Here is an 11,864-nt window from a genome sequence, read left to right on the forward strand (position 1 = left end):
TCATCGTGATGACTCCTATTCGAGGATTCTTGGAAGGTTGACTCGAAGGATCACACGGTGGCCGCGTCTACATCCGGGTGGGTGTGTCCGGGCCTCTGTGCGTTACACCACTCTATGGGGCTCTACCGCGCCGCGACGACGGCGCAGATGACGTGGACGCGGCCCTCCGGTACGGCGATAAGCCCCGCCGCCACCATGGGGCGGGTGCGGAAGCAGTCTCTGTGGTCCCTCTTGAACCTCTCATACAGGTCCTCGAGCGCATGACGGAGCCCGAGGACTATCTCAGTCTCAATGGGACGATGCGGACACGCCTGGGGTCGGCTCGGCGGGAGACCGGCCGGGCTCTCGCCGCATTCCTCGGTCTGCCGCAGATTCTGTCAGAGATCGTCGCCGGAAGAATTCCCTTCAACCGCATCGATCGTCTGCTGTACAGGGTCGTGAGTTCGCAGCTCACGATCAGTCAGATGAATGCGGTCGATGACATGGCGATGACGATGCGGCCGGAGATGTCACTCGACCAGTTCGAGCGCCGTGTTCGCGAGTTCATCCGGGACAGCTTCGACCCCGCCGTGCGGTCACCGGAATCGATCCACAGGGACCGTGGGATCCGGTTCGTGCCGGAACAGGACGGCAGCGGAACTCTCGTCATGAACGGTCCGATCCTCCCGCTGAAGCTGAAGTACGAGCGAGTCCGCGCCACTGCTCGGGCGCTGCGGCGCCAAGAACTGGCGGGGCTGGACATCAACGCGGGCGATGCGGGCGACGTGAACCAGGACAGTGCGGACGGTGTGCTGCAGACGCTGGATGACAGGACTATCGAGCAGTACATGTTCGACCTCGCAGTCGGGGCGGTCCCGCAGACGGACGTGCGCGTCGTGCGAGTAGCCCCGGAGGCGACGCAGCCCACCGCCGGACAGGGCGGAGCTGCTGGCGAAGATCACGACCCGGACGCCGCGAACGATGCCGAGCAGGAGAGCTTCGTGGCTACTGTCGCGTGCCCCACGGACGGTGCATGGCTGCGCAAGCAGGCGGCGGTGACGGTGACGATGTCACTGTCGACGCTCATGGGACTGGGGAACGAGTCCGCGACCCTCGATCATTCGACGCCGCTGCCGGCAGCACAGGCGAGGCAGGTCGCCGCGAAGGCGACCGTGTGGCACAGGATCCTCTACGACCCGGCGACCGGAACAGTCACCGATGAGGCGACCAGAACCTATACGCCGACTGCGGCGATGAGACGTGCGGTGGAACAGAAGTGGCGATCGTGCATGGCACCGGGCTGCACCAGGTCCTCGACACTCTGCGAGATCGACCACTGTGAAGCGTTCTGCCACGACGATCCGGGCAGGGGTGGGCCCACTCACCCGTGCAACCTCGTACCGTTGTGTGTCATGCACCATCAGCTGAAGACGAATGGCGTGATCCGCCTTCGACGCGTGAGTGCGGACGAACTCGAATGGACCCTGCCGCTCGGGGTGGTGACGCGCACTGTGGCGCCTCCCTCCGATCCAGGGACTCAGCACAGCACCGTGGCGGAAGAGGTCCTGGGGGTCCATCTGCGGTCGGCAGAATTCTCCGGAACCGCCGTAGATGAGCTGCTTCACGGAGCACCGCGTCGCACAGATCTGTTCGGCAGCTCGGTCATCACCGTGGTGCTGCCGCGGACCTCAGGTTCCGCTGACGGAGGTGACGACCAGCCGGGTGAATACGACCAGCCGAGTGAACACGACCAGCCGAGTGAACACGATAAGCCGGGTGAAACGGTCATCGATGATGACCCGCCACCGTTCTGATGTGGTTCATTCGGGTTCTTCCGGTTCTAGAGCGCGTGCTGCGTGTGTTCACAGTCCCGACGCGAGTGCGAGGGGAACCGCGATATCGGCGGAGTCGGGGGTGCCTGTGGCAGAAGCACCTTCATGACCAGTCGCTTCGGAGCCTGCAGTCATGAGGCCGACTCGGACGAGCGCGGCCGCGACCTTCGTACGGTCCGCCTCGGGTCCTTCGACCAGTGGTCGACGCACGGCAGGGTGCGGGATGACGCGGAGCTCGTGGAGCGCCGCCTTCGCCATGATGGCCCCCTGCGACGTCCGCATGAGCGCCTCCGTCAGCGGCGACAGCGCCGTGTGGATGCTCCGCGCGGTCCCGAGGTCGCCGCGGGCGACTGCACGGATGAGGTCCGCGTTCCGATCAGCGGTGACATTGCCGACGACGCTGACGAGGCCGGTGGCGCCGCTTGCGAGGTACGGCAGATTGAGCTCGTCGATCCCGCAGTAGTAGGCGAGATCCGTGTGGGCCATGACCGACATGGCCTCGTAGAGATCACCCTTCGCGTCCTTGACCGCACGGATGCGCGGATGCTGCGACAGTTCGATCAGCGTCGCGGCCTCCATGGCAGTTCCTGCTCGGCCGGGGATGTCGTAGAGCATGACCGGCAACGAGGTCGCGTCGGCGACGTCGCTGCAGTGGGTGACGATGCCGGCCTGGGTCGGCCGTGAGTAGTACGGGCACACGAGCAGCAGTCCGTCGGCACCGGCCTCTTCGGCGCGCTGCGCTCGGTCGATGCTGGTCACCGTGTCATTGGTCCCGATGCCGACGATGATCCGGGCGCGACCGGCCGCGCGGTCGCGGACCAGGGTGATGAGTTCCGTGAGCTCGGCGTCGGTCAGAGTGGGTGCTTCCCCCGACGTGCCGGCGACGACGATCCCGTCGCACCCTGTGGCCACCAGGTGGTCCACGAGTCCCTTGACGCCGGGCTTGGACACGCTCCCATCAGTCTCCATGGGTGTCACCATGGCGACCAGGTTGGTTCCGAAGCACTGGGCGGGCGAGGACGGGAGGTGTGTCATATGTCGATCCTCGCGCCTGACGAGCATGCGGTCCAGCGATGCTTATTCACGTTCATTGCGTAGCATTGCTTCATGATCGATGTGACTGCGCTGCGGGCCCTGCGCTCGGTGGCCGCCCATGGGACACTCGCCCGTTCTGCGGAGGACCTGGGCTTCACCGCCTCGGCCGTCTCGCAGCAGATCAAGCGGCTCGAACGCCAGCTGGGCACAGAGGTGCTCGCCCCGGCGGGCAGAGGAGTGGTGCTGACTCCGGCGGGTCAGGCCGTCGCCGATTCGTCTCCGGACGTCTTCCAGGCTCTCGAACGCTGCCTCGAGGCGGCGCGATCGGTGGCGGAGGGCACTCCCAGCGGCACCATCCGTCTCGCCGCGTTCTCCACCGGGATCCGGGGGCTCATCGCACCGATGCTGCCCGCGCTGGCGCGTTCGTGTCCGGACCTGAGCGTCCGCGTCCTTGAGCAAGATCCGGACCAGGCGCTGCAGAGCCTCGACTCCGGCACGGTCGACGTGGCTGTCGTGCACGATGCCGACGGCCTGCCGGTGACTGCACCGGACTCGATGACGCGTGAGCTCGTGCACAGCGACCTCGGCGACGTGATCATGCCGGAGGACCACCGTCTGGCGAACCTGGGGCGACCGCTCACGAGCGATGACTTCACCGATGTCGCCTGGGTGACGAGTCCTCCCGGCACGGTGTGTCACCAGTGGTTCTGGCGCGTGTTCGCCGGCGCGACGGTCACCCCGGACGTCCACCACCTCGTCGACGACTTCGCGTCGCAGATGGCGCTCGTCGACGGCGGCGAGGTGATCGCGCTCATGCCGCGGCTCGCCCGGCCGCCCCTGCGAGAGGGCCTGGTGTCGGTTCCCCTGCTCCGCCCGCCGCAGCGCGAGGTCCACGCGGTGTGGCGCCGGAGCGCTGACGCGAGCCCTGCCATCCGCGCGGTTCTGGCTCATCTCGTCTCCGATTCCTGAGCGGGCTCCGGTGATGTCCGACCTGAGCTCTAGGGTGGACCACATGGAGGACCACCAGACCACTGACGCATCCGCCGGGCCCACTCAGCCGGACGGCTGGGAACCGCCGCTCGACGAGCCTCCGTACGACCCGGAGTACGACGATTCCCCTCCGGAGTCCGACGGCGCTGCTCGCGGGTACGAGGGCTCGTCGTCAGCCGAGCGTGATGCGGGAGTCTCCACCGCCTCGGCGGCGGCCTTCACCGACAGGCCTCCGCTGGAGGTCCTGTCAGAGGTGTTCGGCTATGACGAGTTCCGCGGCGACCAGGCGGCGATCATCGACCAGGTCGTGCGCGGGGGCGACGCGGTCGTCCTCATGCCCACCGGCGGCGGGAAGTCGCTGTGCTACCAGATCCCCTCGCTCCTGCGGGAGGGGACGGGCATCGTCGTCTCGCCCCTCATCGCGCTCATGTCCGACCAGGTCGCCGCGCTGGAGGCTGTGGGGATCCGTGCGGCCTTCCTGAACTCCACGCTCGAGCCGCACGAGGCGCAGGCGGTCGAACAGAGCCTGCTCGCGGGTGAGATCGACCTGCTGTACATGGCGCCGGAGCGGCTGGTGCTCCCGCGCACCCTCGACCTCCTGCAGCGCGCGCGGATCGCACTCGTCGCCATCGACGAGGCGCACTGTGTCTCCCAGTGGGGCCACGACTTCCGGCCCGACTACCTGGGTCTGTCCGTCCTGGCGGACGTGTTCCCGGACGTCCCCCGCATCGCTCTCACGGCGACGGCGACGCGTGAGACCCACCGGGAGATCAGCACGCGCCTGCGGATGGAGGAGGCGGAGCACTTCGTCTCCAGCTTCGACCGGCCGAACATCCAGTACCGGATCGACCCGAAGGACAGGCCGCGCGATCAGCTGCTGCGGTTCATCTCCGCGGAGCACGATGGCGACGCGGGCATCGTCTACTGCATGTCTCGCAAGAGCGTCGAGACCACAGCCGCATGGCTGAACGACCGCGGTGTCACCGCTCTGGCGTATCACGCGGGACTCGATGCCCGGATTCGGCACACTCATCAGGAGCGGTTCCTGCGCGAGGACGGCATCGTCATCGTCGCCACGATCGCCTTCGGCATGGGCATCGACAAACCGGATGTGCGGTTCGTCGCGCACCTCGATCTGCCGAAGAGCATCGAGGGCTACTACCAGGAGACCGGTCGCGCGGGGCGTGACGGGCTACCGTCGACCGCATGGATGGCATACGGGCTGGGCGACCTCGTCAATCAGCGGCGCTTCATCGACCAGGGCGACGGCAGCGACCAGTTCAAGCGCAATGCGCGGACCCACCTCGACGCGATGCTGGCACTGTGCGAGACGGTCACCTGCCGTCGCGTCCAGCTGCTGCGGTACTTCGGCCAGGACTCGGAGGCCTGCGGCAACTGCGACACCTGCCTCACGCCTCCCACCACGTGGGATGCCACCGTTCCCGCGCAGAAGCTGCTGTCGGCGCTGATCCGGCTGGACCGGGAGCGGGGCCAGAAGTTCGGCTCCGGTCAGGTGCTGGACGTGCTGCTGGGGCGGCCCAACGACCGATCCACCCAGTCCCGCCACGATGAGCTGAGCGTGTGGGGGATCGGGCAGGAGCTGTCGGAGAAGCAGTGGCGGAGCGCGCTGCGCCAGCTGCTCGCACGGGGGATCGTCGAGGCGGAGGGCGACTACGGCGTTCTGGTGCCCGGCCCGGAAGCCGGTCCCGTCCTGCGCAGCGAGGCCACCGTCGAACTGGCCGAGGACCGATCACCGGCGTCCCCATCGTCCGGCCGATCCCGTGCGGGCGGCGGGTCCGGGGGGTCCCGCAGCCGTGCCGCCGATTCGCTCGAGCCGGCCGCGCGCGAGGTGTTCGAGGCACTGCGCGAATGGCGGACGTCCGTGGCGAAGGAGAAGCAGATCCCGCCCTACATGGTGTTCTCCGACGCGACGCTCGTTGCCATCATCGAGACGAACCCCACCTCGATCGGTGCTCTCGGCACCGTGAGCGGAGTGGGCGCGAAGAAGCTCGCGGAGTACGGAGAGCCGATCCTGGAGACGCTCGCGGAGGCGACGGGCGGCTGAGAGGCGCCGTCACCTCACAGGAACTCGACCCCCTGTGCCAGCGGCAGCTCGCCGGAGTAGTTGACGGTGTTCGTCGCCTGGCGCATGTAGGCCTGCCACGAATCGGTGCCGGACTCGCGCCCGCCGCCCGTCTCCTTGTTGCCGCCGAACGCCCCGCCGATCTCTGCCCCGGACGTCCCGATGTTCACGTTCGCGATGCCTGTGTCCGAGCCCGCGAGGAACTTCTCCGCCTCGGCCAGGTCGGACGTGAACACGGCAGACGACAGTCCCTGCGGCACCGCGTTGTTGAGCGCGATCGCGTCATCCAGCTCGTCGTACTCCACGACGTAGAGGATCGGCGCGAACGTCTCCTCGTGGACGACCGCGGTCTGCGAGGGCATCCGCACGACGGCTGGCTCCACATAGAAGGCGTCCTGCCCGTCCTGCGCGAGCACGCGATCGCCGCCGCACAGGACCTCTCCGCCCTGTTCCCTGGCCGTCGCCAGTGCCGCCTGCATCGACTCGAACGCGCCCTGACCGACCAGCGGCCCCACGAGCACGCCGTCATCCAACGGCGACCCGATCGTGAGCGTCCCGTACGCCGCGACGATCTTGTCGACGAACTCCCCGGCGATCGACGAATGGACGAACAGTCGCCTCAGGGTCGTGCAGCGCTGGCCCGCAGTGCCCGCGGCCGCGAACACGACACCTCGCAGTGCCAGATCCGCATCCGCGCTCGGTGCCACGATCGCGGCGTTGTTGCCGCCCAGCTCCAGCAGGCTCCGTCCGAACCTCTGTGCGACCCGCGGCCCGACCTCGCGGCCCATCCGCACCGACCCGGTCGCGGAGACCAGCTCGACGCGCGGATCATCCAGCAGGATCTCGCCGACGCTGCGATCGCCCACGAGCACGTGGTTCACGTCCGTCGACTGACCGCACTCCTCGAACGCCCGCGTGAGCAACTCGTTCGCACCCAGAGCCGACAGCAGTGCGAGCTCCGACGGCTTCCACACGACAGGATCGCCGCACACGATCGCGAGCGCGGTGTTCCACGCATACGGGGCGACCGGGAAGTTGAACGCGGAGATGACGCCCACGACGCCCAGCGGATGCCACGTCTCCATGAGGCGGTGGCCCGGCCGTTCGCTGGGCAGCGTCTTGCCGTACAGCTGCCGTGACTGGCCGACGGCCAGCTCGCAGATGTCGATCATCTCCTGCACCTCGCCGGCGGCCTCGGACGGAGTCTTCCCCGCTTCGACGGTCACCAGCGCGGCGAGGTCCTCCTTGTGCTCCTCGAGCAGCCGGCCCCACCGCTGGACGACCTGCCCGCGCACCGGTGCCGGAACGGATTTCCACTCCGCGAACGCGGCGTGCGCCCGTCCGATCTTGTCCGCAGCGGACTTCGGCGTGTCCGCCTGGGCCCACCCCAGCTCCTGCCCCGTGATGGGGCTGCGCAGCCGGACTCCCGCCGCCGAGGCCCCGGCCGCGATCTCGTCGAGGTCCAGTCCGCAGCCGCTCAACCCCCTGCGGGTCAGTTCGCGGATCTCGTCCTGTGTGGGAAGCGTCATCGTCTCTCCTAGTTCTGCTGTGCTGTCAGAAGTCGCTGTGCTGTCTCTGCCTGCTGTGTCTCTGCCTGCTGTGCGTCCGTCTCGCTGTTTCCACCCTCACACGATCGTGAGCTCCGTGCGGAGTTCGCCCGCGCTGAAGCGGTCGAGGCTCAACCCGCTCACATCGACGAACGGCTCGCGGTCGAGCACGAGGTCGCGCACCACCTCGCCGACCGCCGGCCCCTGCAGGAACCCGTGACCCGAGAAGCCGCATGCGTAGTGGAAGCCCGCCACCTCGGACGACGAGCCGATGAGCGCATTGTGGTCCGGCGTCACCTCATAGAGTCCGGCCCACCCGGCCCGGACCTCGACCTCGTCCAGATCGGGGGCGCGGGCCTCGATGAGGTCGCTCAGGTGCTCCAGCCAGCACGGGTCCGTATGCAGGTCGAACTCCCACGTATCCTCCTCCTCCGGCGCCCCCATGAGGAGTCCGTCTCCCTCGGAGTGGAAGTAGAACGAGGTCGAGAAGTCGATCGTGAACGGCATCGCGCGCGCATCGACGTCGAGAGGCTCCGTGACGGCCACATGGCGCTTCAGCGGACGGATCGGCAGGTCGATGCCCACCATGTCGCCGATCGCCCCCGACCACACACCTGCGGCACAGACGATGTGATCGGTCTCGATCCGCTGCTCCGTGCCGGTGGACGGATGCTGATCCGCGGCGCCGGCCTGCGCCACCGTCACGGCCGCCACCCGACCGTCGACGATCTCGATGTCGGTGGCCTTCGCCTTCGTCGCGATCCGTGCTCCGGCGCGCCGGGCCTCGTGCGCGAACGCGGCGACGGCCGCCTCCGGCGTGCAGTGCGCATCGTCCGGATTGAACACGGCTCCGATCAGGCCGTCGGTGCTGATCACGGGGGAGAGGGCATGCGCCTCCTCGACCGTGAGCATCGTCGTGCGCAGTCCCAGCGAATTCTGCAGGGCGACGTCCTTCTCGAACCGGGCGACGTCGGCCTCATCGCTCAGCAGGAACAGATAGCCGGTCCGCAGGAGATCGAGCTCATGGCCCCGTTCGTCCTGCAGCCACGCGAACGTCTCGAGACTCCGCGCTCCCAACCGGATGTTCGCCTCATCGGAGAATTGGCTCCGCAGCCCTCCTGCCGCCTTCGATGTCGAGCCGGAGCCTAGATCGGACCGCTCCAGGACCAGCACACTCTGTCCGGCGCGCGCCAGTTCGTAAGCGCTCGCGAGTCCCATGATGCCGCCGCCGATCACGATGACGTCCACACGCTGCGGCAGTTCCGTCCTGCTCGCGCACGCGTCCGCGGAGGATCGCTCCGTCTTCGTCGTACCAGTGGATTCCACGCCCACTCGCCCCCTCACTCGTCAGCCCCGTTGCGGACTGTGAAGTGGATCTCATGTCCCGCCCAGTCTGATCTCGCCGGATTCTTCACACAAGCGATGGTTCGTGACAGTATCCATCAGTAAACCTGACAGTGAGCTCGGGTGAAGGCGTGCGACGACGGCGAAGGAGCCTCATGCAGTGGACTCTGGCGCAGCTGCGCACCTTCTCCGCGGTCGCGGAGCTCGGGACGATGACGGCGGCAGCCGGGGCTCTCGGCTACACGCCCGGCGCGGTCAGCCAGCACATGACCGCACTGCAGCGGACCGTCGGTGTTCGGCTGCTCGCGCCGACGGGCCGTCGCGTCGCGCTCACCGAGGCCGGGATCGCGCTCCTGCCCCGGATCCGGACCCTGCTGGCGGCGGAAGCGCAGGCCGCCGAGGCCGTGGCCGGGGGAGAGCCCGCGGGCCGCCTGCCGGTGACGGTCGGGGTGTTCGGCTCCGCCTCGGTCGTCGCGATCGCACCGGCCAAGCGGCTGCTCGAGCAGTCCGACGTCGAGCTGCGGGCTCGGGAGGTCGACGTCGAGCAGATGCAGGACGCCGTCTCCGCGGGGCGCATCGACGTGGGCATCGGCATCGACTACCCGTCGTCCCCGCTGGCGCCCCAGCGGGGTGTGCGCATGCGCGTGCTGACGACGGAGTCGTTCCGCATCGTCCGTGCGTGCACGGGTGAGGACGCCCGCACGCCTGCTCGGAATGGTGATCCCACCCCGTTCGACGCCCATCCCACCCCGCTCGAGACGGCCGAGGCCGCGTGGATCCTTCCGCCCGGGGACTCCCGGTTCGGCCGTGCCGTCCGCTTCGCGCTGGCGGAGAGGGCGATCGCTCCGCGCGAGACGCACATCGTCGTCGACACCGCGGTCACGCTCGCGCTCGTCGCGGCCGGAGTGGGTCTGGGGCTCGCGACGCCGACGATGCTCGCGCTGGCGCCCGTGCCGGTGGAGGGCGTCCCGGGCACCGAGTGCGGGGAGAGGCGGATCGTGGCGCTCACGAGGTCCGAGCTGGACGCCCAGCCGGGCGTCGTCGCCGCCGTCGATGCGTTCGCAGAGGTGCTCGGGGACGAGCGAGATGTCCGGACGTGAGTGAGCGGCTCGAAGACGGCTGAGGGGGCAGCGGACGACCACTGCCCCCTCAGCCGACCGGGACCTCGGCGGCGGTTCGTCTAGGTCGTTGGTTCGCCTACGTCGCGGTGAGCGACGGGAACCAGGTCGCGATCTCCGGGACGAAGACCATGAGGATGACCAGCCCGAACTCGATCGCGAGGTAGGGCAGGGCCCCTCGGATGATGTCCCCGATGTCGACCTGCGGGACGACGGATTTCATCGCGTACAGGTTCAGGCCCACGGGCGGCGTGATGACCGCCGTCTCCAGTGTCACGACGAGGATGACGCCGACCCACAGGGGGTCGTACCCGAGCGACTCGAAGATCGGCAGCAGGATCGGCGTGATCACCAGCATGAGCGAGGCCGCGTCGATGAGGCAGCCCAGCGCCACGACGATGACCAGCAGGATGATGACGATGAGCGACGAGGGGATCGTCAGCCCACTCACGAAGGTGGTGAGGCCCTCTGCTGCCCGGACCACCACGAGCATCTGCGTGAAGACGAATGCGGAGCCGACGATGATGAGCAGCGAACCGGAGATCTGCGTGGTGTGGAGGAGGATCTTCTTGATGTTCGTCCACGTGAGCGCACGATCGAAGATGCCGACGACGAGAAAGGCGCCGATCGCGCCGATCGCAGCCGCCTCCGTCGCGGTCGCGATGCCCGTGTAGATCGAGCCGAGCACGATGATGATGAGGATGAGCGCGGGCGCCACCTTCACCATCGCATCGAAGCGCTGCTTCCACGTGATGCCCTCCTCCGCACGCGGCGCGATCTCCGGCTTGAGCGTCGCCATGGTGAGGACGAACAGAGCCATGACGGTGGCGAGCAGGAGGCCCGGGACGATACCGCCGGCGAACAGCGCACCGATGCTCACACCGGATACCGACGAGTAGAGGATGAACATGAGGCTCGGCGGGATGAGCATCGCGAGCGCTCCGGACGCGACGACGGCGCCGGTCGCGAAGCTCGGGCGGTATCCGCGTTCGAGCATCTCCGGCACGGACATGCGGCCCACGACCGTGACGGCGGACAGGCTCACGCCGGACAGCGCGCCGAACACCGTCGACGATCCGACCGCGGTGACGCCCAGACCACCGGGCAAACGACCCAGCCATGCGTGGGCGAACCGGAAGATCGCGCGCCCCAGGCCGCCCACGGCGAGGATCTCGCCCATGAGGATGTACATGGGGGCGGCGACCAGCGCGTAGCTCTCCAGCTGGCTGACGAACGCGATGGGGATCTGCTCGATGCCGCGCGGGCCCTCGAGCAGCAGGAGCCCGACCAGTCCCGACGATCCCAGAGCGATGAAGATGGGGGTCCGGAGGTAGACGAGGAGGAAGAGCAGGATGATCGCGGCAGTGACCGCGAGGACGTCAAGCATCGCCGTCTCCCTTCGGTGCGGTCTGGGCGGATGTCGCAGCCGGCGCAGATGTCTCGGCTGCCGCAGCGTCGTCATCCGCGGATTCGATCAGTGCGCCCTGTCGTTTGAGGGCTCTTCCGGTTTCAGAGTGCGTTGACCCGGGCCGATAGCTGCCCGGAGTGGAGCAGACAGCGCAGCACGTAGTGCTCGAAGTTCCTGAAGCCCAGACCAATGCCCCGCAGATGCTCGAGGCGTCCGTTGATCGCTTCGACCGGCCCATTCGACGCACCTCCACGGTCGAAGAACGCCAGCACCTGAGCCTGCTTCCGCCACAACGTCCTCCCCAGCTGAGCAAGCTCCTCAAGCCCTTTCGGCAGGCCTCTGCGCAGACTCTCGATCACTGCCTGCATGAGACGCCTGCCCGTCTTCCGATCGGGATGCTCGGTCAAGTCCCTTTTCGTGGTGTTCTTCGGTAGTTCCTTTAACTTGGTATTAAGCAGCGGGGTCGGGCTACGAATCACGCGGTCAGCGGCATCACCACCCCGACCGGGTCGACCTCGGTCTGCCCAT

General features: G+C 68.0%; 8 protein-coding genes and 1 pseudogene. 4 read left to right on the forward strand and 5 right to left on the reverse strand.

Going from position 1 to position 11,864, the window contains the following annotated elements; genetic code table 11:
• The first annotated feature begins 260 nt into the window (after positions 1–260).
• Positions 261–1,793: an HNH endonuclease signature motif containing protein gene (locus tag BSP109_RS15350; protein ID WP_101601774.1), complete on the forward strand. Its 1,533-nt coding sequence runs from the start codon at positions 261–263 to the stop codon at positions 1,791–1,793.
• Between the two features lie 48 nt (positions 1,794–1,841).
• On the opposite strand, the gene dapA is transcribed toward BSP109_RS15350, so the two are convergent.
• Positions 1,842–2,846 carry a 4-hydroxy-tetrahydrodipicolinate synthase gene (gene dapA, locus BSP109_RS15355; protein WP_101601776.1) on the reverse strand — a complete coding sequence of 335 codons (1,005 nt, stop codon included), beginning with the start codon at positions 2,844–2,846 and terminating at the stop codon, positions 1,842–1,844.
• A gap of 72 nt (positions 2,847–2,918) precedes the next feature.
• On the opposite strand from dapA, the gene BSP109_RS15360 reads away from it, so the two are divergent.
• Positions 2,919–3,815 (forward strand): LysR family transcriptional regulator, encoded by an 897-nt coding sequence (locus tag BSP109_RS15360; RefSeq protein ID WP_087006148.1) that lies wholly within the window; start codon positions 2,919–2,921, stop codon positions 3,813–3,815.
• Between the two features lie 43 nt (positions 3,816–3,858).
• Complete coding sequence (gene recQ / locus BSP109_RS15365; RefSeq protein WP_257944737.1) at positions 3,859–5,901, forward strand: DNA helicase RecQ; 2,043 nt, start codon at positions 3,859–3,861, stop codon at positions 5,899–5,901.
• 14 nt (positions 5,902–5,915) lie between these two features.
• Here recQ and BSP109_RS15370 read toward each other — a convergent pair whose 3' ends face one another.
• Together BSP109_RS15370 and BSP109_RS15375 are read right to left on the reverse strand one after the other, a co-directional pair.
• Complete coding sequence (locus BSP109_RS15370) at positions 5,916–7,448, reverse strand: aldehyde dehydrogenase family protein (RefSeq protein ID WP_101601778.1); 1,533 nt, start codon at positions 7,446–7,448, stop codon at positions 5,916–5,918.
• A gap of 96 nt (positions 7,449–7,544) precedes the next feature.
• Positions 7,545–8,792, reverse strand: a complete 1,248-nt coding sequence (locus BSP109_RS15375; RefSeq protein ID WP_101601785.1) for an FAD-binding oxidoreductase — start codon at positions 8,790–8,792, stop codon at positions 7,545–7,547.
• A 173-nt stretch (positions 8,793–8,965) separates the two neighbouring features.
• Here BSP109_RS15375 and BSP109_RS15380 point away from each other — a divergent pair, with 173 nt between their 5' ends.
• Positions 8,966–9,910: a LysR family transcriptional regulator gene (locus BSP109_RS15380; RefSeq protein WP_101601779.1), complete on the forward strand. Its 945-nt coding sequence runs from the start codon at positions 8,966–8,968 to the stop codon at positions 9,908–9,910.
• A gap of 97 nt (positions 9,911–10,007) precedes the next feature.
• Here BSP109_RS15380 and BSP109_RS15385 read toward each other — a convergent pair whose 3' ends face one another.
• Both BSP109_RS15385 and BSP109_RS15390 read right to left on the reverse strand, forming a co-directional pair.
• Positions 10,008–11,315 carry a TRAP transporter large permease gene (locus BSP109_RS15385; RefSeq protein WP_101601782.1) on the reverse strand — a complete coding sequence of 436 codons (1,308 nt, stop codon included), beginning with the start codon at positions 11,313–11,315 and terminating at the stop codon, positions 10,008–10,010.
• Positions 11,316–11,437: 122 nt separating this feature from the next.
• Positions 11,438–11,731: pseudogene (locus BSP109_RS15390) on the reverse strand (transposase); the annotation flags it as partial.
• Positions 11,732–11,864 lie beyond the last annotated feature (133 nt).

This window comes from Brevibacterium sp. Mu109 (assembly GCF_900169375.1).
GTDB lineage: Bacteria > Actinomycetota > Actinomycetes > Actinomycetales > Brevibacteriaceae > Brevibacterium > Brevibacterium yomogidense_A.